Annotated in this window: 23 protein-coding genes; 10 read left to right on the forward strand and 13 right to left on the reverse strand. The window is 71.0% G+C overall.

What is annotated here, in order from left to right; translation table 11 throughout:
* Positions 1–16: 16 nt before the first annotated feature.
* The 6 genes from ACFXKZ_RS36540 (at position 17) to ACFXKZ_RS36565 (ending at position 5,272) form a co-directional block, all read left to right on the forward strand.
* Positions 17–1,087, forward strand: coding sequence for an ABC transporter substrate-binding protein (locus tag ACFXKZ_RS36540; RefSeq protein WP_380006776.1), 1,071 nt, complete (start codon positions 17–19; stop codon positions 1,085–1,087).
* A complete protein-coding gene (locus ACFXKZ_RS36545; RefSeq protein WP_380006779.1) occupies positions 1,084–2,169 on the forward strand; it encodes a FecCD family ABC transporter permease in 1,086 nt (361 codons plus the stop codon). The genes ACFXKZ_RS36540 and ACFXKZ_RS36545 overlap by 4 nt, the downstream gene beginning before the upstream one ends.
* Complete coding sequence (locus tag ACFXKZ_RS36550; RefSeq protein ID WP_380006781.1) at positions 2,166–2,981, forward strand: ABC transporter ATP-binding protein; 816 nt, start codon at positions 2,166–2,168, stop codon at positions 2,979–2,981. The genes ACFXKZ_RS36545 and ACFXKZ_RS36550 overlap by 4 nt, the downstream gene beginning before the upstream one ends.
* Entirely contained in the window at positions 2,978–3,730 is a 753-nt protein-coding gene (locus tag ACFXKZ_RS36555) for a ferredoxin (protein ID WP_380006783.1), read from the forward strand. Before ACFXKZ_RS36550 ends, ACFXKZ_RS36555 begins: the two co-directional genes overlap by 4 nt.
* 172 nt (positions 3,731–3,902) lie before the next feature.
* The gene (locus tag ACFXKZ_RS36560) at positions 3,903–4,472 is read left to right on the forward strand and encodes a GNAT family N-acetyltransferase (protein ID WP_380006785.1); all 570 of its coding nucleotides are present in this window, start codon (positions 3,903–3,905) and stop codon (positions 4,470–4,472) included.
* A gap of 335 nt (positions 4,473–4,807) precedes the next feature.
* Positions 4,808–5,272, forward strand: a complete 465-nt coding sequence (locus tag ACFXKZ_RS36565; RefSeq protein ID WP_380006788.1) for a GNAT family N-acetyltransferase — start codon at positions 4,808–4,810, stop codon at positions 5,270–5,272.
* Between the two features lie 188 nt (positions 5,273–5,460).
* Here ACFXKZ_RS36565 and ACFXKZ_RS36570 read toward each other — a convergent pair whose 3' ends face one another.
* The 3 genes from ACFXKZ_RS36570 to ACFXKZ_RS36580 all read right to left on the reverse strand — a co-directional run bounded on the left by ACFXKZ_RS36570 (position 5,461) and on the right by ACFXKZ_RS36580 (position 7,573).
* Positions 5,461–6,372, reverse strand: coding sequence for a phenylalanine 4-monooxygenase (locus ACFXKZ_RS36570; protein WP_380006791.1), 912 nt, complete (start codon positions 6,370–6,372; stop codon positions 5,461–5,463).
* 143 nt (positions 6,373–6,515) lie between these two features.
* On the reverse strand, positions 6,516–6,929 hold the full coding sequence (locus ACFXKZ_RS36575) for a Dabb family protein (protein ID WP_380006794.1): 414 nt from the start codon (positions 6,927–6,929) through the stop codon (positions 6,516–6,518).
* Positions 6,926–7,573 (reverse strand): TetR/AcrR family transcriptional regulator, encoded by a 648-nt coding sequence (locus tag ACFXKZ_RS36580; protein ID WP_380006797.1) that lies wholly within the window; start codon positions 7,571–7,573, stop codon positions 6,926–6,928. The genes ACFXKZ_RS36575 and ACFXKZ_RS36580 overlap by 4 nt, the downstream gene beginning before the upstream one ends.
* A gap of 330 nt (positions 7,574–7,903) precedes the next feature.
* On the opposite strand from ACFXKZ_RS36580, the gene ACFXKZ_RS36585 reads away from it, so the two are divergent.
* Positions 7,904–8,509, forward strand: coding sequence for a dihydrofolate reductase family protein (locus ACFXKZ_RS36585; protein WP_380006799.1), 606 nt, complete (start codon positions 7,904–7,906; stop codon positions 8,507–8,509).
* Here the strand turns inward: ACFXKZ_RS36585 and ACFXKZ_RS36590 are convergent.
* Positions 8,425–8,922, reverse strand: a complete 498-nt coding sequence (locus ACFXKZ_RS36590) for an MmcQ/YjbR family DNA-binding protein (protein WP_380006805.1) — start codon at positions 8,920–8,922, stop codon at positions 8,425–8,427. The genes ACFXKZ_RS36585 and ACFXKZ_RS36590 overlap by 85 nt on opposite strands.
* 238 nt (positions 8,923–9,160) lie before the next feature.
* Complete coding sequence (locus tag ACFXKZ_RS36595; protein ID WP_380006810.1) at positions 9,161–9,916, reverse strand: hypothetical protein; 756 nt, start codon at positions 9,914–9,916, stop codon at positions 9,161–9,163.
* 173 nt (positions 9,917–10,089) lie between these two features.
* Between ACFXKZ_RS36595 and ACFXKZ_RS36600 the strand changes: the two genes are divergently transcribed.
* The 3 genes from ACFXKZ_RS36600 to ACFXKZ_RS36610 all read left to right on the forward strand — a co-directional run bounded on the left by ACFXKZ_RS36600 (position 10,090) and on the right by ACFXKZ_RS36610 (position 13,302).
* Complete coding sequence (locus ACFXKZ_RS36600; protein ID WP_380006813.1) at positions 10,090–10,506, forward strand: hypothetical protein; 417 nt, start codon at positions 10,090–10,092, stop codon at positions 10,504–10,506.
* A gap of 475 nt (positions 10,507–10,981) precedes the next feature.
* Positions 10,982–11,908, forward strand: a complete 927-nt coding sequence (locus ACFXKZ_RS36605) for an endonuclease/exonuclease/phosphatase family protein (RefSeq protein WP_380006816.1) — start codon at positions 10,982–10,984, stop codon at positions 11,906–11,908.
* A gap of 1,184 nt (positions 11,909–13,092) precedes the next feature.
* Positions 13,093–13,302, forward strand: a complete 210-nt coding sequence (locus tag ACFXKZ_RS36610) for a DUF1737 domain-containing protein (RefSeq protein ID WP_380006819.1) — start codon at positions 13,093–13,095, stop codon at positions 13,300–13,302.
* 49 nt (positions 13,303–13,351) lie between these two features.
* On the opposite strand, the gene ACFXKZ_RS36615 is transcribed toward ACFXKZ_RS36610, so the two are convergent.
* The 8 genes from ACFXKZ_RS36615 to ACFXKZ_RS36650 form a co-directional block, all read right to left on the reverse strand.
* A complete protein-coding gene (locus ACFXKZ_RS36615; protein ID WP_380006822.1) occupies positions 13,352–13,657 on the reverse strand; it encodes a cupin domain-containing protein in 306 nt (101 codons plus the stop codon).
* Between the two features lie 496 nt (positions 13,658–14,153).
* A complete protein-coding gene (locus ACFXKZ_RS36620) occupies positions 14,154–14,366 on the reverse strand; it encodes a hypothetical protein (RefSeq protein WP_380006825.1) in 213 nt (70 codons plus the stop codon).
* Positions 14,367–14,996: 630 nt separating this feature from the next.
* Positions 14,997–16,157, reverse strand: coding sequence for a hypothetical protein (locus tag ACFXKZ_RS36625; RefSeq protein ID WP_380006828.1), 1,161 nt, complete (start codon positions 16,155–16,157; stop codon positions 14,997–14,999).
* Between the two features lie 280 nt (positions 16,158–16,437).
* Complete coding sequence (locus tag ACFXKZ_RS36630) at positions 16,438–16,932, reverse strand: hypothetical protein (RefSeq protein ID WP_380006831.1); 495 nt, start codon at positions 16,930–16,932, stop codon at positions 16,438–16,440.
* A gap of 291 nt (positions 16,933–17,223) precedes the next feature.
* On the reverse strand, positions 17,224–18,819 hold the full coding sequence (locus ACFXKZ_RS36635) for a protein kinase (RefSeq protein ID WP_380006834.1): 1,596 nt from the start codon (positions 18,817–18,819) through the stop codon (positions 17,224–17,226).
* Positions 18,820–18,888: 69 nt separating this feature from the next.
* Complete coding sequence (locus ACFXKZ_RS36640) at positions 18,889–19,650, reverse strand: serine/threonine protein kinase (RefSeq protein ID WP_380006837.1); 762 nt, start codon at positions 19,648–19,650, stop codon at positions 18,889–18,891.
* Between the two features lie 415 nt (positions 19,651–20,065).
* Positions 20,066–20,242: a hypothetical protein gene (locus tag ACFXKZ_RS36645; protein ID WP_380006840.1), complete on the reverse strand. Its 177-nt coding sequence runs from the start codon at positions 20,240–20,242 to the stop codon at positions 20,066–20,068.
* A gap of 91 nt (positions 20,243–20,333) precedes the next feature.
* The coding region (locus ACFXKZ_RS36650; RefSeq protein ID WP_380006843.1) for an aldo/keto reductase at positions 20,334–20,644 on the reverse strand (311 nt) is incomplete at its 5' end.

Genomic DNA, 20,644 nt, shown 5'->3' on the forward strand with positions numbered 1-20,644 from the left:
GAGGGTTGGAGAACACGTGTTCCGCGCTTCCGCGCGCCCGTTTCGCGCCGAACGTTTCATCCGTCCCCCGCACGCCCCGCGTGCCGGGCGCTCCATGCGCTCCGGCCTCGCCGCCGTGGCGCTCCTGCTCGTCGGCGCGCTCGGCGCGTGTACGGGTGCGCCCGAGCCCGACAAGCCCGCCGCGGCGGCCGGGAGCGGCCACCCGACGCCGGTGAGCGTGAGCAGGTGCGGCGTCACCACCACCGTGACCGCGCCGCCGGCCCGGCTGGTCACCCTCAACCAGGGCGCCACCGAAGTCGCCCTGGCGCTCGACCTGCAAACCCGGATGGCCGGCACGGCGTACCTCGACGACGTGGTCCCGGCCAAATGGAAGGCGGCCTACGACATCGTCCCGGTGCTCTCCGAGAAGTACCCGTCCAAGGAGAAACTCCTCGCGGCGCGCCCGGATTTCCTCTACGCCTCCTACTCCAGCGCGTTCACCGACAAGGTGGCGGGCACGCGGGACGAACTGGGTTCCCAGGGCATCGGCACCTACCTGTCGCCGCTGGGTTGCGCCGACGGCAAGCAGGCGGCGGCGGTGTCCTTCCAGGCGGTGTGGGACGAATTGGGCGACGTCGCCCAGGTGTTCGGTGTCGCACCGCGCGCCGCCGCCATCCGGGACACGCAGCAGCGGCAACTTGCCGACGTCACGGCCAAGTCGGCGGGCAAGGGCCTGAACGTGCTCTGGTACGACTCGGGTACGAAGACCCCGTACGTCGGCGCGGGCCACGGCGGACCCCAGCTCGTGCTCGACGCCGTCGGCGCCCGCAACGTCTTCGACACGCTGCCCGGCGGCTGGAAGAACGCGAGTTGGGAGCAGGTGGTCGCGGCGGACCCCGACGCCATCGTGGTCGCGGACGCCGGGTGGGACACCGCACAGTCCAAGATCGACTACCTCGAACACGACCCCGTGCTGAGCAAGCTCAAGGCTGTCCGAAATCGGGCGTTCGTGGTCGTGCCGTTCTCCGAGTCGACCCCCGGCGTGCAGCTCGCCGACGGGGCCGTCCGGGTTTCGGCCGCCCTGAGCGGCCTGGCACCGCGTCCGTGACCGGGACCGATCGCCCCGTCGCCCGACACGCGGGAGCCGGTCGTGCGGCGGTGGCCCTGGCCGCCGCCGTGGTCCTGCTGCTGCTCACCGTCCTGCTCGGCCTCGCCGTGGGATCCGTCCACGAACCGCCGCACGTCGTGGCGGAGGTGGTCCTGCGCCGGCTCGGTCTCGGCGGCGCCGACGTCACACCGCTCGACGACCGGATCGTCTGGCAGCTGCGGCTGCCGCGCGTCCTGGGGGCCGCCGCGACGGGCGCGGGACTCGCGGTGTGCGGCGCGGTGCTGCAGACCCTGACCGGCAACGACCTGGCCGACCCCTACCTGCTCGGCATCTCCAACGGCGCCGCCGTCGGCGCGGTCACCGTGATCGTCCTCGGCGTCGGAGCCTCCGGCACCGCGGTCGTCGGCGCACTCCCGGCGGCGGCCTTCGTCGGCGCCCTGCTCGCCGTCCTCGTCGTACTGACCCTCGCCGGGGCACACAGCCGGACCCTGCCGGCCTCGCGGACCGTGCTGGCCGGCATCGCGGTCGGGCAGCTGTGCGGCGCGTACACCTCGTTCGTCGTGCTCGTCCTCGGCGACCGCAACGCCGCCCGCGGCGTCATGGAGTGGACGCTGGGTTCGGTGGCCGGAGTGCGGTGGGACACGGCCGTCTTCCTGACCGCGGTGGCCGTCGTCGGCACGGTGGTCATGGCCGCCGCCGCCCGGGACCTCGACGCGTTCGCGTTCGGCGAGACCGCGGCCCGTTCCGTCGGTGTCCACGTCGAACGCACCCGCTGGGCCCTGGTCGCCGCGGCCGCGCTGGTGACCGCGTGCCTGGTCGCCAACACCGGCGTCATCGGATTCGTCGGTCTGGTCGTACCCCACGTCGTCCGCCTGGTGTGCGGCCCGCGTCATGCCCTGCTGCTGCCCATGTCCGCACTCGTGGGTGCGTCGCTGCTCGTGGGCAGCGACATCGTGGCGCGCTCGGTGCTCCCGGACCAGGAGATCCCCGTCGGCGTCGTCACCGCCGGACTGGGAGCGCCGTTCTTCGCCTGGCTGCTGTGGCGCCAGGCAGCCGGGCGCGTGGCGGGGGACCGGCCGTGATCGTCGCGAACCCGGTGCGGCTGCGGGCCGAGAACGTCGGCGCGCGTGTCGGCGCCGCCACACTGCTGAGGGAAATCACGCTCGACTTCGCCCCCGGCAGGACGACCGGCCTGCTCGGGCCCAACGGCGCCGGCAAGACGACGCTGCTGCGGACCCTGGCCGGACTGCGCCGGTCACAGACCGGCCGAGTCCTGCTCGACGGCGACGACCTGTACGCCCTCACCGCCCGCCGCCGCGCGCGACGGGTGGCCTTCATGGAACAGCAGGCCGACACCGCGCTGCCGCTGACGGCCCGCCAGGTCATCGACCTGGGGCGCACGCCGCACCGCGGTCGATGGCCGGTACTGCCCGGCCCGGCGACCACCCACGAGCAGTCCGTGCTCGCCGAGGCCGTCGCCGCCACCGACGTCGACGCACTGCTCGACCGGACCTGGTCCTCCCTCTCCGGCGGCGAGCGCCAACGTGTGCAACTCGCGCGCGCCCTGGTGCAGGAACCCGGAGTACTCCTGCTGGACGAACCCACCAACCACCTCGACCTGCGTCACCAACTCGGCTTCCTCGAAACCGTGCGCGGACTCGGCATCACCACCGTCGCCGCCCTGCACGACCTCGAACTGGCCGCCGCCTACTGCCACGACGTCGCGGTGCTGCTCGACGGCCGCCTGGTGGCCCACGGGCCCGTCGCCGAGGTACTCACCTCCGCCACGATCGCGCACGTGTACGGCGTCGACGCGACCGTGGAGCGACACCCCCTGCACCACCGCCCGCACATCCGATGGAACGGCCTGCTTCCCGAGGGGATCGAGTCATGAACCAAGACCGCGCCGGCGCCCCCGCGGAGCCCGCTTCGGGTCGGGCGACGGTCCTGGTCGGCATGTCCGTCACGGAGGCCGACCGCCGGACCGAACTGCTCGCGGCCGCCGCGCCGTCGAGCGCCACGACGGCGTTCCTGCAACAGGGCGAGCCGTCCCTGTCGGCCGAGTTGACCAGACTGGCCGACGCGGGCACCGAGACCGTCGTCCTGATCGGGGTCCGTCTCGGGCCGACCGGCCCGGGACACTCCTGGCTGCGGCGGATCGCGGCGTATTGGTGGCGGGAGCGCACCGGCCATCGCCCCGAGGTGCTCGTCGCCACGCGGCTCGCCGACTCTGCGGCCGCCGTGACCGCCGCCGCGGCGGCCGTCAAGGCGATCACCGGCGAGGAACCCGGCCTGACCTCCCCGGCCTGGGAGGAGGTTCCCGGCCACCGACACCAGGTCCTGGTATGCCGCGGGCCTCGCTGCACGGCCAAGGGCGCGGACGACAACCTGCGCTCACTGGCGCGGCGGCTCATGGAACACGGCCTCGGCGACGACGACGTCCTCGTGACCCAGACGGGATGCCAATTCCCCTGCAACCAGGCCCCATTGGTCAGCGTGCAGCCCGACGACGTCTGGTACGGCCACGTGGACCCGCCGACGATGACCGCGATCGTGACCGAGCACCTCGTCAACGACCGCCCACTCACGACACACCGCCTCCCACGCCACCGAAAGGAGCCGAGAACCCACCCGGAAACCTGACGCGCCGCGTAACGAGCGGCGACCGGTGACCGGCGCAGCGCGCGGTCTCCCCGCCGTATCCCGCCCGGGTCGGATTCGTCTCGGTGCGTTCGTCGACGCGGGGGCGGGTGGTTGTTGTCGGAGGCGGGGAAATGCGGTGGACGGGCCCGCGGTTGTCGCCGATTATCCGTTGGTGACCAACCCCGATGACGCCATCCGACCCGTGTTCGTCACCCCCGAGCGGCAGGTCCGCTGGGTCTTGTTGGCGGGCCGACCGCTGATCTGCCTGGTGGCCGGCGATCTGGTCGGGGCCCGCGCGCATACCGGTCTGGACCTGCCCGAGTTCTTCGTGTCCGAACGAGCGCTTGGCCTGTGGCGAGAGCGCTTCGACCAGGTGACCGCCGACCCGGCGAGCGCCCCGTGGGTGGCCCGGGCCGCGGTCTCCGAACCGGACGGCGCGGTGGTCGGCTATGCCGGCTACCACGGCCCGCCGAACGAGGACGGCATGGTCGAGATCGGCTACACGGTGGTACCGGAGGCCCGCCGTCGCGGCTACGCCAGGGCGATGCTGCGCTCGCTCCTGGTCCGCGCGGCCGAGGAGCCCGGCGTGCGCGTGGTCCGGGTCACCATCGCTCCCGACAACGTCGCGTCGCTCGCGACCATCCGGGGCTTCGGCTTCGTCGAGACGGGCGAGGACATCGACGAGAAGGACGGCCTCGGAATCATCCACGAGGTCCCGGCCGACCACATCCTGGGAACCTGACCGATCCCACTCCGAGCCCCCGACACCCGCGGCTCCGCACGGCTGTTCGACGCCTTGCCCTACATCTCGGTATCGCAATAGCCCCACCCGCGGCCCGCGGTCACCACAAGCCCGACCGAGCCGCCCGATGCTCTCGGGGCGGGCGCTTCGCGCGCTCGCTGCTCGCAGCCGGCGCCACGACCGCGACGGACACGATCCGCCTGCCGCGCCGCGCGGGCGGCGTGAGCCCGGTGCGGGTGGCATCCACCGCCGGGGCTGTCCCGATGGTGACGTTTGCGCTGGTCACCGGCCCAAATAGGGATGCCCATCCACCCGGAGGCTTGTATGAATACCCCATGTCGATTCGTGTACAGCTTGCCGACTTGGACCATGCGAACTGGGAGGAGGTGGTCGACCTGACGGTCTCCCGGGAACAACGCGACTTCATCGCACCGAACGTGTACTCGATCGCGGAGAGTCGTTTTCTCCCCGGCTTCGTGACCAGGGCGGTGCTGCACGACGGGCGTGCGGTGGGTTTCGCGATGTACGGACCCGATCCCGACGACGGAGAAATCTGGCTCTACCGCTTGATGATCGACGAGGCCCACCAGGCGCGGGGGCTGGGACGCGCCGCGCTGCGGGAAGTCGTGACACACGTGGGGGAGATGTTCTCGGCACCCCTGCTCCGGCTCGGTGTACGTGCGGACAACGTCGCGGCCAGGGCGCTGTACATCTCCGCCGGATTCGTCCCCACGGGACAGATCTTCGGAGACGAGGAGATCTTGGACCTACGTCTCTCCGACGAGCGTGGGGCCTGCTGAGCCGTGTTCCCGACCGCCCGGCAGGACACCGGTGGCACGAGCGTCCAAATCCTGTCGTAGCACCCCGAGCCGGTGGGTCGGCCGCATCGAAAGAACGCGCCGACCCACCGCCCCGCCGCTTGCCCGCGATGGGCGACGACCTCCGACAAGGCCCGTACGCCGACCCCGATCGAGGCGCGCGCTCGGCCTCATGGCCGGGGCGGGTGCGTCGGGAAGCCCCGTTCGGTGAGGGCGGGGAGGCGGTGACGGTCGCGGGTGTTCTCGTCGAAGTCGTCGAGGAAGGCATGGAGGAGGTCGGCGAGGTGGGTCAGGGAGTCGACGGTGAACAGGACCGGTTGATAGCCGGCGACCTGGTAGGGCATGCGGGCCATGTCGGCGAGGTCGAACGGGCGCAGTTCGGCCCGGGCGAAGCGGGCGAGTTCGCCGAACGACGACAGTAGGGCCGCTCCGTACGCCGTGGGTATGCCGCGGTCGAGGACGGTGCCGTATTCGAGGGTGAACCAGTACACGCGGCTGATCAGGTCGAGCGCGTCGGCGCTGTCCACGCGGGCCGCGGCCCGGCCCACCGTACGGTACAGGTCGGCGAGGGCCGGGTCGGCGAGGTGGATACCGTGCCCGAACACGTCGTGCAGGACGTCCGGTTCGGGGGTGTAGAGCGCCATCGCGGGATGCCGCACGTACTGCACGGCGTGGAAGTACCCCTCGGCCATCGCGCCGAGGAAACGCTTGTTCGGCACGATTCCGCCCGCCAGGGTGAATCGGAACCCGGTCAGGGCCTGGAGCGCGTCGGAGACCTCCTCGTGCTGGGGGACGCCGTCGGCGGGAATCGGCGCCGCCTCCCGCGCGCGCAGGAGCTCCGGGCAGATACGGCCGTCCTGCGCCCACAACAACGTGCGGTGCACCTTCCGCCAGGTGGCGTGCTCGGCCTCGGTGTAGCGCACCGGGGGAGACGGCTCGCCCACCCGGTGACCGCGGGCCCGGTCGGCGATCAGGTTCCTGCGGCGGACGTAGCCCGGATCCGCGAAAGCGGGATGTGCCTCGGCCGGGCCCATCGTGACCCCGCCCGGGTCCAGCGGAGTCGGACGCGTGCAATCGATCATGAACCAGATCGTGGACCGGACGGGAGCCGACCACACCTGCGCCTCGCCCACACGGGCGACGGCACCCGGCCGACTCCCGGAGCCGCGGCCACGTCGAATCGCCGTGGGGCTCCCGACCCGGCCGGGCAGCGTTGGACGATTGATCAGGCGTTGGGCGTGGGTGCTCCGCTGCCGCTGTAGGAGGGCAGGTCGGCCACGAGCTTGGTGAGGGCCGGGTCGCCCGCGTAGCGGCGTTCGTGGAGTTCGGCGATCCTGCGGGCGATGTCGGGGTCGTCGCTGTCGGTGGTGTCGTACGAGACGAAGGTTTCGAGGAGCGGCAGGCCGATCCGGTCGGTGTGGGCGTGGGAGGGTGCCATCAGGTACTCCCAGTACCCGTCGAGGTCTTCGAGCACGAACACGGCGCCGTACTCGAAGTCGCCGCCGACGTCCCTGCCGACGATGTACCGCACGACCGCGTCGATCGACTCGCCCTGGTTGCGCAGGCTCGCCAGGGCCTCCTCGCGCTGCTCGGCGGTGACGGTCTCCTTGAAGGCGAAACGGTTGTGGTGGTAGATCATTTCTCTCCCCTGACGTTCGGACGGTGGGCGCGCGGGTGGTGCGTGTCGGGGTCGGTGGGTGGGGCGGTCCAGTAGCCGAGCAGGGCCGACACCGCCTGTTCGGCCAGGTGCAGGGCGCGGTCGAATCCGACGTCCTCGATCGACCCGATGCCGGCGAGACCGTGCAGCGTGCCCCACAGCAGGTCGCAGGCGTCGTCGAGGTCGACCGGCACGGCCCCGGTGTCGGCCGCCCACGCGTGGACGACCCGGCGGGTGAAGGCGAGCACTTCGGCGGCGGCCGCGCGGCGGGTGGCGGCGTCGACGCCCGTGCCGGCTCCGCCCGACACGAGTTGGTACGGGCCGGGCTGGGATCGGGCGAACTCCAGATACGCGGCCGCGGCCAGGTGCGGCCCTCGTGACGCCGGCTCGCCGACCACCGCGGACCGCATCCGCTCCAGCAGGTCCGCGTTGGCCCGCTCCAACAACGTTCGAAGCACGGCCTCCTTGCTCGCGAAATGCTGGTAGATCACCGGCGCGCTGTAGCCGATCTCGGCGGCGATCCGCCGGATCGTCACGGCCTGCCAGCCCTCGGCCTCCGCCATGCGGCCGGCGGCGTCCAGGATCTCGGCGAACGTCCGCCGACGAACGTCCTCCCGCCTTCCCATCCGAACTCCTAACGACGTTAGATAATCTAACGTCGTTAGCATCTCTCGCAATTCCGGTCCTGTCAACGGGAATTGAGGAGCCTCGAAGACAAACCGACATCCACGGACGTGCGCGCAGGCGTCCCGATGTTCGTTCGAGGCGACCGTCGGGTGACACCGCCCGCGTCGCGGGGAGTGCCCATGTGGGGCTCCAGGCCCTCCGAAGCAGCGCCGATAGCCAACCTGACCGGCAGCGGTGCCAAGGGTTTTCTCGATACTCCACAGCGCGGCCGATGAGTTTGAGGCTCCCGGCCGGTCCAAGCTCGTGACACCCTGAGAAAGGACACCGCCATGTCGGAGCTGCTCGTCGACTTCATCACTTCCCTCGACGGCTACGCATCGGGAGAGGGGTGGCCCGGATTCTGGGGCCTCGAGGGCCCGGAATACCTCACGTGGCTCAGCGAGCAGCCCGAGGTCACCTACCTGATGGGAGCGAACACCTACCGCCTGATGTCGGGCTTCGCCGCAGGCGAGGTCCCCGATGGCCAAGACGAGTTCAGGCCCGAGGAAGAGGCGTCCGTCGACGAACTCACACAGGCGTCCAAGGTGGTGTTCTCCTCCTCCCTCGAGGAGCCACTGACGTGGGCCAACTCCACACTCGTCCGCGACGACGCCGTCGAGGCGGTCCGCGCCATGAAGTCGAGTGGCTCGGGGCTGCTCGGCACGATCGGCAGCCTCAGCCTGTGCCGGTCCCTGCTACGAGCCGGACTCGTCGACCGCTTCCGGGTCGTGATGTTCCCGGTGATCACCGGGGCCACGGGCCAAGAACGCATCTACGACGGCTATCCGGACGTCGCCCTCGAGATGATCGATCACCGCACCTTCGACGGCCGCATCCAACTCGTCGAGTACAACCCCCACGTGCTCGACCACCCACCACTCGCCACCCCAGCCTGACCCCACCCCACCCCACCCCACCCCGATCCGGACGGGCACCGGCCCGCGCGAAGCAAGATCCGACAGAGGCCGAACGGCCAACATCGGACGCCCGGTCCGGGTCGCGTCGAAGAGCCACCACCGCCGTGGGGCCGGACGCGCACTCGACTCCTGCGATGTCCATGCTGCGCACCGCCGATGTCGGAGACCAGGTCGTAGGAATCCTCGACCGCGTCGGTGACCAGTCGCCGGGTGATGCCGGGTCCCGGCCCGAGTGAGATCCAGTGCCGTTTGTCGAGGTGGCGGCCCGGGGTGATCGAGGCGTGGGCGCGCACGTGGGCGCGGGCGTGCTCGGGTTCGCACTTGACGGTGACGATCTGCTCGTCCTGGTCGTCGGTGACGATGAGGAACACCCTGCCCGCGACCTTGTACACGTCGAGTCGGGGGTGAAGGGGTATCCGTGGCCGACATCGGGCGGGGCGAGGCCGCCCGGCGGGCGGTGTCCTGGAGTCGGTCGCCGGCCGTACTCACCGGGCCGCCCGCGTGCCGGTGCCGTAGGTGCGCGGGTCGACGGGCCGTTCGCCCCCGGGCAGGCGGGCGACGACGAGCCGGGAGGAGTCGGTGACGAGTTCCCCGCGGCCGGGGTGGCGCGGACCGATCCGAGGCGGGCCGTCAGGGCCGGACCGACCGTCCCGGCCGCGAGGGGAGAGGATCGCGCAGCCTGGCCACGTACCGCCGATAGGCCCGCGCCTCGGCCGATTCACCCACGACGGCGGCGAGGCGGTCGGGGAACATCACGCTTCCCGCGTGCAGTTGGGTATTCGTCCCGAACCGGTTGCCGTGCAGGCGGCCGGTCACCAGCCGCCCCCGGTGCCAAGGGGTCAACCTGGACCTGCCGGCCACCACCGGGCCGCGGTTGACCTGGAACCAGACCTCGCGCCGGTTGCCGAACAGCACGACACTCTCCCGGAGATCACGCACATCGGTGTACACGTCGAAGTCCCAGTCGCCCGAAGCCGCCCCCGAGCCGTAGCAACCGCGAAGGTGGTGCAGGAACCTAGGCAACTCGATAGGTGCCCCGAACGGAATCACCGCGTCGGCACAGGGCTCACCGGCGTTGAAATAGATTCGGAACTCCAAACCGTACATCCGCCCTTGGACCTTCCTCCGAACCCAGAGCGAGAACATGTCCGCGTCGTCATGGCTGGACCGGCTCACCGCACGGACCCGCCGACTCAGGTGCTCGAACGACAGCGTTTCGCGATCGACCAACAGACCGGGGATACGATCGAGCGAGCCATGGAGCAGATACAGACACATCAGGTCCACCGGATGTGTCTCGTGTGCCGCCCGGGTAAAGAATCCGTCGGAAAAGCCGTCCCGCAAAGCTGTCTCCAGCCCTCCCGCCCACTGCCGCGTCGTGGGCACGGGGTGAATCTACGGCGTGCGGCGTCGCTCGCACAGTCGGAGCGCGGTGCGGATGTCGACCACTCCACACGGGATCGGGCACCTGGACCTTCCCGGCCTTGGCATCAGGCTCGGGTGTGTGTCGAGGGACGATGGGGTACGGACGGTGCCGGACGGCCAGGGGGATACCACCGATGGACGAAGAGGAAAGTCTGCGCCGCTTCGGGCTCCGCCCCGGTCGCGCGCACCTCGACGAAATCCGTGAACTGCTCGGCGAGCATACGGAACGCGAGCGCCGTGCTCAGGGCGAGGGCGACACGGAACTGATGAAGCTCTGCTGCGTTCAACTGTTCAACAGCGGCGACCTCGACGACGTTCTGCTCATCTGGAGCGCGAAGGAAGCCGGCTTCGACGCGGCGTGCTCGATCGACATCGAGCTTCTTCTCGGCCACGGAATCGAGCCGACGAAGACCCACCTCTCGGCCCACCCCTCGCCGTCTGCGCCGGTAGTGCTGAACCGTCTGCGCGAGCTCGAATCGGAGGGCGCGTTCGAGGGTTTCTCGGTGGAGGAGTTGTCGGCCGGCTACGACAGGTACTACGAGGACGAGTGAGCCCGGCGGGTGGCTCGTTCGACCCTGACCGGGTCGGTCTCCGCCGGCGCGGACCCCTGCGTCGACGAACGCAGTGGTCCTGATCCTCCCGGCGGTCGGTTCGGCGTAACAAAGCGGGTCGGGCACCGTTCGATCGTCTCCTGGCCGGCCAGAGTTCACCACAGACCGGCGCACCGGAGCGTGGCCCCGGCGGACCGCCGACCGTCCCGTCACGGGCTGCCGCGCATGTCCGGCGGCAGGCCCCCGCCGCCGACGGTGAGGATCGCGGCATTTGGCGCGTGGCGAGCAATGGCGGCGGCCATCGGTCGCGTGGTTGTCGGTCGCGCCTGCGCGGAATCCGGAAATGTTCGTGTGATCATCGAGGGAAGTCGATGGGTCGATGTCCTCGCCGGCGACGTCGAGACAACCGACCGTGTCGCGAACTCCGTGTGTCCGAGCGTCGGTTGCCGGCGACGTGCGCCATGAAGGGATGTCCGTGCGCGCCAGACTGCTCCTGCTCGCCGTCTTGGCGCTCTGCCTGGTACCCGGGTTCTCCGCGACCGCCGCGCAGAGCCCCACCACGGGCGGTGGACCTGCCTTGCACTTTCTTCAGTACAACATCTGTGGTGGTTGGAGCGGTTGTACCGAGGATCCCTCGATAGCGGGAGAGGTCACCCGCCGAGTCGCGAAGGTCGAACAAGAGATCACCAGCTGGAACAGCGACGCGGTGTTCCTGAGCGAGGTGTGCGGTGTGCAGTTCGAGACACTCCTGGCCGAGCTCCGTCCACGCGGCTATACCGGCGTCTTCCACAGCCAACTGGACACGGGCTCCGGCTGCCGGCCCGACAACCGAGGCGGGACCCACGAAGGCATCGCGGTCCTCGTCAAGGGCCCGGTCGGCCCGGGCACGTTCCACAACCTGACGACTCCCGGCACCACGCGCGAACAGTTCGGCCTGCTGTGCACCGACACCGCGCTGCGAGATCGTCGCGTCCAGGTGTGCAGCGGACATCCCAGCCCCGAGGACGTCGGCGTGGAACAGAATCGAAGGCTTGCCGCAATCGTCGACGCCGTCGTGCGCTCGGGCACGCCGGTGATCGTCGGCGGGGATCTCAACCTCACGCCCGAGCATCCGGGCCTGGACGGCATGTACTCCCACACCGGCGGCCACGGACGATTCGTGGAGGTCGACGACACCAACAAGGCGTACTACACCCCGAACTGCCCGCCCTCCGCCGTGCAATGCCGCAGCGGCGCGCCCACGTTCGCCACCGCGAAGGCGACACCGATCAAACTCGACTACGTGTTCGTCAGCGCCGCGCACTTCGTCGACCGCGCCGGCACCGTCACCGGCCACGACCCCACAATCACGGATCACGACGCCTTGCGTGGCCAGGCCACCTGGGCCCCGACATCGACGTGATGGATGGTCGACAACCAGCGCGTCCCGGCCCGGCAACCTCCACCACGACGCCATGGACACACGATCCACCGGACCGCGCGTGTGCGCTTGTCCTTCCCGTACGCGCCCTCCGCGATCGCGTAGTCGCAGGTCGGTAGGCGCTTGCGCCGCCGGCGGAGGGACGGTGACCGTGGCGGGCCTGCGGGGGTCACTCCCAGACGGTGGCCTCGAAGGTGACCGCTTTGCGGGTGGGCACGGCGGTGATGCGCAGGTACGCGGTGTGGCCTTCCTCGGTCTGGAGGCACACGCGCATGCCCTGGGCCAATGTGCCGCTTCCCGGGCAACCCTACCGACGGCAACGTGCCGTCGCGCCGGACCGGACGCGCGCCCCGAAGCCCCGGCGCCGCACCCGAGCCGAAAACCCCGGTTGGACGGCCGCGCGTCGCCGGGCACGTAGAGGCACAACTCGACGACGTCGGCGACCTTCTCGGCCGCGCCGAGTCCTCACCCGATCGGTCGGCTGGAGGTGCACCTCGCGCCACTGACCCCCGGTACACCCGCCGCGGCGCAACGCCTCCCCCGACGCGAGGGACGGCCGTCGCGAACACGTGGCCGCCGCGCCCACCCACGCCGTCACCACAGGCGTCCGGCGCCTTCCGCCTCGACGCCCGTGTCCGTCACGCCCATCGACCGCACCCCAACCCCACCCCCACCGCACGCCGGACGCCGTCGAGGCCCGGCGGCGCATGTCGTGGCTCCCGTTCCGCCGACGGGCCCGATACCGCCCGGCCGATCAGCAGATGTGGCACGATGCCGGCGATACATGGCACGAGTGCCACTGGCCGCGTGCCGGGTGGCGTTCGTAGCCTCCTCGCATGGCGCATGGACTTCTCGCTCGACCTTTCTTCAGGCCCCTTGCCCGAGGGGTGTCCCCGCCACCGTGACCGGCCCGCCACCCGGCCCGTCCCACACGGCGAACAACGGGAATCCGCCCCGAAGCCGCGCCTGCCCCGCTCGACCCTTCCCGTTCGACCCGAGAGAAAGCGAGACCCCTCCACCATGAGCCTCGGCCATCGCACTTCACGCATTTGCGCGACCGCCCCCGAGCCTGCCGTGGCGGCAGCCCAGCGCCCCGGGAAGCCGCGACATCGGAGCGAACCGTCCCACCGGATCGGTGGGCGGGCGCGCCGGGAAGGTTCCTCCTCATGAGCACGCCACCCGACGGATTGCCGATCTATCGCGTCATCACCGGGCCGGACGACATCGGGTTCTGCCGGCGGGTGAGCGAGGCCATCATCCTTGGCTACGAGTTGCACGAAGGCCCCGCCGTCACCTTCGACGGCGAGAACGTCGTCGTCGCCCAGGCACTGCTTTGGCCGACACGGACGACGAACCCCGGAAAAGCCCCGCAATAATCCCAATCGGCAGGCGACATGGAAACGGGCCTCACCTCGGCGGTCCTCGTCACACCCCGGATTCCTCCAGGATCACCAACGTGCCGCGGCTGCCGGGGCGCACAGCGTGTCGCGCGCCTGCCGGCACCCGGTACATCCCGCCTGCCCCGACGGTGACCTCGGCGCCCTCCACCAGCAGTTCCAGTCGCCCGTCGAGCACCAGGAGTATTTCGTCGCGCCCGTGAGCCTCCTCCCGAACCGGATTGCCGTCCATACGCAGGACGTTGACACGGGCCGTGCCCACGTTCCCCACGGACCGGGAACTCCAGGCGGTCGCCAGCGCGGCCGCCGTCTCCACGATGTCGATCGAATCCATCACATACCTCCCGGCGGGCTGCCCGCGCCACGGCGCAGGCAGCCCGTTCGTCGTCTTCGGTGGATGTCCGGAAGATATCCGAGCGCGGACGGTCGTTGGTCGACCGTTCGGCAAAGCCTCACGGCACCCCCTCCCGCCGACGACCCATGACGACCATCGATCCCACCCGGTCGGCCCACCACCAGTGCGCGCGGCACCCCGACGTCGATCCGCCGGACAACCGGCCCAGCCCCCTGCCGACACTACGGACGCGGACGCGTCCTCGACGCGGCGACCCGGCGCTGTCGAGCCTGCGTCGATCCCACCATCGCACCACCTCGGCACCGTGTGAACGGTGCGGAATCAGCGGCCGGCGGCCCAAGAGTTGCGCGAGCCTCGATCCACGTCTCGCAGGCCCGGTTGTCGGGGTCGGCGAGCAACCCGAGCAGCGGCGGACGGTGCGGGGTGGGTGTCGCGACCACCGCATCCCCCGCGCCGCAGCCGCCCCGCAACGCCGTCAGTCCGGACGCACGGGGGCGGCGACGAGCTGTTCCAGGCCGGGGAACGCATTGTCCGGCCGGTACTTGCGGTACACCATGTCGACGAACGACAACGGAGCCCACTTCGACGGCTGTTCGTCGATCTGATGGACCAAGCGCCCATGGAGCTTGTCGCGCAGGTCCAGGTAGATACCGCCGCGCCTTCGCCGGCTGACACCGCCGCCTCCCATCCACCCGAGCCCGGCCCGCGTACCCGGCTTCGCCGACTCCACCACACCCCGTCGAGACGGCCCGGATCGAGTTCCGGGTCCGACCGGGTACGTTGTCTCGGGCAACGGTGCTCGGGCTGCGGGGGAGCACTCGAATACGCGGGTTCCGCCCGGTCGAGGGCGCGAACTTCACCGTGGTCTCGTCGACGGCGTCCGCGAGTTCAACCCCGCGCCCGGCACGGGCCTCGACCTGCGGGCGTTCGTGCGTGACGCGGTCGTGCGCGGGGCGGTCGTGCGCGGGGCGGTCAAGCCGGAGTGGTATCCGACCGCGGTCGAGGCCGGGTTCGAGGTGCGTCCGGGGCTCGAACCTTCGGCCGGTCGGCGGCCTTCTCCAGTCGCGAGGGCCGCCTCGTCGACCCGCATGCCCGCCGCGTCGTGATGGGCCGACGCCGACCAGGGATCTGCCCAACCGCCACGGGCTCCCGACGCGAAAAGGCGATGCCGTGGTTGACCCACGGCATCGCCCTTCGCCGTCCGGCGAGCCGTCCCGGTTGTTCCTCGTCCGTCACCACGATGGGTGGACCGTAGTGCGAACCCCGTTACATACCGCCGGACTTCACCCTCTGTGCGTGCTGGGCGTCCGCGCCTGCATTACGGACACAGCGGCACGTCGGGTAGTCGGTCGTCGGGTGAACCGACGTAGATGTTGGTCATGTGGCCCCCGTACTGCGGCAGATGAGCCCACCACCGGTTGGTGTACGGCGGGACCGTGATCTCCTCCCCTTCGACCTGGCAGTCGACCAGGACCTCCACCCCCGCGGGGAGGGTCGTCACCACCGACGATCCGGTGTTCGATCCCTTCCGCACGTGCACCCCCGTGCTCCACGTGCCGAACCGGGATCCGGTCGGTCGCACCGCGCCGGATACGTTCAGCGAGCGCGTCAGCCGGCCCACGTCGGTGTAGGCCTTTCCGTACGACGTGCCCGCCGGATGGAGCGTCAGGACCGCCACGATCGACCGGTCCCCGGCCCCGACCGTGCCGGTGGTGTGCAGTGCCGGACTGGTCAGGTCGACCCCGCCGACCGTGGTCGCCGTACGGACGGGAGCAGCCGAGGGCGCGGCGGCGGTCGGCCCGCAACCAGCCGAGTCGAAGCCCGACCAGCCCTGCTTGACCGCCCACGGACGGTCGAAGGCGGACGGGATCCCGAAGTGCTGGTCGAAGCTGTCGACCGCACACCGGGTGGACTGGCGCAGATCCCCCATCACCACGTCGCGCACCGGAGCCGGCGCGGTGTCGAGCAGGTAGCGGTAGATCCGGACCACGTCGGCGGCCGACAGAGCGGTGTAGCCCCAGAAGTTCGGGTCGTCCGGCGGCGCGGTGTCGACCAGGTGCAGTCGGGTCACCATGCGCTCGACGATCGCCCCGTATCCGGCCCGCGCCCAAAAGTCCCCGGCCGCGGCGTCGTCGCTGCCGCGCAACATGCGGTCGAAGGCCGGTCGATCGACGGCCGGAATCGCATATCTGGGCCCGCGATTCCACAGGTAGTCGAGGGCGATGAGCAGTTTGACCACCGATGCCGAGCGGAACCGCCGGTTCGCGTCGAGTTGTGCGGTGAACGTACCGGTGCGCCGGTCGAACACGGCGACTCCGGCGGTCACTCCGGTGGGCACCTGGATCGCGCTCGGCCTCGCCGCCATGCCGGACGAAGCCGCCGGTCGGCCCGCGGCCGGGCTCCCGTTCCAGACCCCGGCCAAGATCGCGGTACACAGCACCGGCACCGCGAGCAGTCGGCCCACCAACCGGGTCGGCAACCCCGCCGCCGAGGCGGCGAGGTCACCGCACGCCGGGGTCAGCGCAACTCCCGGCGCGCGGGGGCGGAGGCCACGGACGGGGGGCGCCCGGTCGGCAACTGTCTGTAGCGCGGTGGTCGCCCCGCTGGTTCGGATCGGACCAGGCGTGGATCCCGCCGTCGGCGAAGGCCCCTGCACCCGAACGCCGCAGGTCCGTTCTGCGCCGCCTGGCCGACGGGCACGGGCGTCGCGACCGAGATCAACGGCGCCGCACTCGCGACGAGCGTGTCGACTCGCTTCTTCATGAGCTGAATTCCCTCGATTCGAACGGTGTTGACGTCGACTCAGTCGCGGGCGGTGGCGCCGAGTTCGGTGGACAACGCGTGTGGCGCGCGTCCCGTACCACCGCCGAGCGCACGAGACGGGGCAGCGCCTCGGTGACCTTGCGGGCCCGATACCAGCTCGGCAGATCGCCGTAGAGTCCGCGCCGGGCGTTTGCCGCGCAGCCCTTGTCGCTGTGCCGGATCGTCCCCGATCCCGGGACACGGGCCTCCAGGCGCTGATTGCCGTCGCCGTGGAACGCCCGCAGGGCCGCCGACCGGCGCGGCTCCGCCAACGCGCGGAAGCAGCGCTGGTCGGGGTCGTCGTCCGCGATCGCGTTGCGTCGGGTGCGGATCGCCCGGCCGTAGCCGTTCGACGTGGCCCGTGCCGGGTCGTCGATGACGTACGGGAAGCGGGTGTCCACCGCTTCGGGCGGCTCGTCGGTCACCCGGGACTCGAACCCGGCCGCACGCATGCAGTCGCGGGTCGGGACCTTCTCGGCCCGGGCGAGCGTTCCCCGCTTCGCCTCGGTGAGGTCGCGGGGCGCGGGGCGCGGGCGCAGACCCGGCGGCCGACGTCCCGTCCGACCCGCAGCCGGTGATCGTCGCCACCACGGCCGCGCAGATCGGCGCGGCCACGTGTCGCCTGCGATCCGCCATGTCCGTGCCCCCGTTCCCGCCGGCCCCTTCGCTGGTTGAAAACGATAGGCGGGGCGCGGGGCAAACGGTCCCTGACGGATGTCAGGGTCGCCGGCCGGCCGGCGGTTTCAGCCGGACGGGGCAGTCGGCGCGGAGGCAGGTGACGGCGTGCCGGTGTACTCCGCGAGGTAGCGCAGCACCAGGCCCACGTGTGCGCGCGTGCGCGGCGGCACGCTCCTGGCCTCCCGGACCGTGCGGTCGCTGGTGCGATAGGCGGCCACGGTCAGGGCGGGTACGTCCTCGCGCAGCCCTTCCTGCTTGATGTGTTGGGCCAACCAGCAGACGTAGATGCCCATGGTCGCGATCGCGTCGGGTGGCGACATGTAGTCCTTGCGACCGTCCCGATCGCCGTCCACCGCCCACGCGTTGAATACCCGCGGCGTCCACATGGCGATCCCGTACTCGTCGCTCTCGGGTCGCGCCGCGCGGGCGTCGAAGCCGCTCTCCGCCTTGAGCATCGCGGCGAGCAGTGCCGGGGTGACCTCGGCCTCGGTGCAGCGCTGGGCCGCGTTGGCGATCATCGGCCGCAATTCCGCGGGCACGTCGGATCCGGCGGGGATGTCCCCGGCGATCCGGCGCGGCTCCGCCGTGGGGGCGGGAGCACCGGCGGAGCCGGCCGGCCCGCTCGCGGCGGCGGACGAGGCCACCTTGGCGCGCGTGTCGTGGTCGCCGTCGCCGCGCAGTCCGAGGCCCACGCCCACCCCGGCGAGGGCCACGGCGGCCACCACCAGGGCCGCCACCAGGCGTCGGCGTCGGGGTCTGGTGGCGCCGGACAGTGCCCGCACCCGCTCGTCGATCTCCGCCGCGTCGAGTCGGGAGCGGGATTCGTGGTCGGGGGCGAGGCATTCGGTGATCAGCCGCCGCCACTCCTGGGGCACCCGGTCGTCCAGGCGCAGCGGATCGACCCCGCGGGCGTAGGCCTGGGCGGCGAGCGCGCGGGCCCGGGCGTTGCTGCCGACGAACGGGTGCAGTCCGCCGGTCAGGACTTGGTGGGCGAGTACGCCGAACGCCCAGACGTCGGCCGTGGGGCGGATCACCGTGCCGCGCTCGCCGGTGCGTTCCGACCACCACTCGGGCGGCACGTGGTCGAGCGAGCCGAGGGGTGGGATGTAGGCGTGCGTGCCGTCGAGTTCGGCGGTGAGTCCGAAGTCGGCGAGCCAGACGTCGCCGGTCGCGGAGAGCAGGGTGTTGGCCGGCTTCAAGTCGCCGTGTACGAGGCCGTGTTCGTGCATGTGTGCCAATCCGGCGGCCACGCCGCGCAGGATCCGGCCGGCGCCCGGTACTTCGAGCCCGGATTCGGCGCTGTCCAACACGTCGCGCAGGCTGCGCGCGGCCCGATCCATGACCAGGCCGACCACGGAGCGCAGTTCGGGGTGGTCGGGATCGTCGATGGTGACCACGGCGTGCGTGCGGACCAGGTTCGGGTGGTCCGCGGTCCGGCTGAAGTGCACCTCGCGGTACACGAGTTCGTCCACGGAGCTGCGCTGGCCCGGGGTGAGCAGGTCGGTACGCAGGAACTTGATCGCGACGGGTGTCCCGTCGCTCGTCCGTTCCGCGGCGTACACGCTGCCCCAACTGCCGGACCCGATCGGTTCGGTCACCCGCCAGTCGGCGACCACCAGGCCGGTGGGTACATCGAGCGGGGGCGGTGCGGGCTGGTCCATCCTCGGCATCACTCTTCGTTTCCTCGACGAACTCCGGCCCCGCTGCGGCCGGACCGACTTCGCGACGGATCACCTGCCGCGTGGCGGCAACAGCGCCAGGTGTTCCTCCCGCACGAGGTCGAAGCGCAGCGCCAGGGTCACCAGGCGCTCACGCTTGTGTCCGGTGCGCCCGGCCTCGTCCCCGGTGGCCTCCCGCAGGCGCAGTTTGGTGGAGGCGAGGTAATCGATGTGGTAGTTGATCGCCGAACGGGTCAGATCCGCGTGCCCGGCGAGCGGGCGCAGGCGTTCCAACACCTCGCCGGCGCCGGGCGTCGCCGCGTCGAGTGCGCCGCGCAGGCGTGGTTCGCACAGCGCGAGCAGGACCAGGAAATACTTGGACGTGGGATCGAGCGCGAACGGACTGGTCGTCAGTTCGCCGCCGCGAGGTTGTGAATCCCGGTCCAGATAGGCGTGTTGGGGGGCGAACACCTTGAACGACACGTCGCCGTCGGCAACCGGGAGCACCAGCCGGGAGAACTCGAACGGTACCGGAGCGCCGAGCCGACCGGGCGCGACCTTGAGGTATTCCCCGGCACCTTCCAGGTTTTCCACGACGTAGGTCGCGGTGCGGCTGAAGTTGGACAATCGCCAATAGTCCTCGGCGGCGACCAGTTCCCCGGCCCGCCGCGACACCCCGGGATCGGGCAACACGATCGACACGGGCGCATCGGGCACTCCACGCCCGAAGTCGGCACTCTGCCCCGGCCCCAGGCGCAACACCGCGGGCGTGCCCGGCACATCCCCTTCGTTTCCCGGCTCCGGCTCCGGCAACTGCACGATGACCGTATCCACCACGTACCCCCGTACCCCCGCAACATGCGAGCATGATAACGCCGGTCGACGCTCGGTGACGGAACACGGAACATCGCCACTCGGGCAGCGCGATCGGGTTCGTGTGCGGCATGGGTCACCTGGGGGCGGAGCAGTGGTCCGATTGCAGCGCGGTGGGGAAATCGACGCCCCCCGCACCGGCGGTCCCGTGGTGGCGTCGCGGCGCCGGACCCGTGGTACCCACTCCGCATGTGCAACCCGCTGCGACGGCCGCGTCCTGGGCCATCGAACGCGGACCGAGGGCACCCGTACGCCCGGCGTCCGCGCCGGTCGCCACGCACGTGCCGGTTCGGCGCATCCCGCGTGCACTCGACCCCGGTGCGCCCCCGGGCGCACGGAGGTTGAGTGGGCGGAGTGTGCGTCCGACCGCGTGGGCCTATGCCCACTCGGCGGCTTTTGCGGCCAGTTCATAGCAGCGGATCCGTGCGTCGGCATCGTAGACGGAGGCGTACAGCATCAGTTCGTCCGCGCCGGTCTGCTCGACGATCTCCGCGAACCGTCGCCGTACGGTCGTCACCGTGCCGCGTGCCTGTTCCGCAGCGGTGGCTTCCACGTAGCGCCGCGTCTCCTCCGGAATCTCGTGGACGGCTGCTTCCTCCGGGGACAGCAGCGCTGACGAGGTCTGCTTGGTGCCGGAGCCGTCGTCACGGTGGCGACTGTCGGCGCGCTGCCCGGGTTTCGGAGGTGCGTCGGCGGAGTTCCGGCTGTGCGAGCGCCGGTGGGACGTGGGCGACGTCGATGGGTCCGACGTCGGTTCCCGGCGGCACGATCTCGTCGATGCGGTCGAGCAGGTCGTCGTCGAGGAGCGTGTCCGCTCCCGCGAGCAGGTCGTCGAGCTGATCGGGTGTGCGTGGGCCGATGATCGCCGAGGTGACCGCGGGGTGGGCGGTTACGAACGCCAGAGCGAGGTGGGGCAGCGACAATCCGGCCTGCTCGGCGATTCGGGCGAGAGCTT

The sequence above is a fragment of the Embleya sp. NPDC059237 genome (genome assembly GCF_042754105.1).
GTDB lineage: Bacteria > Actinomycetota > Actinomycetes > Streptomycetales > Streptomycetaceae > Embleya.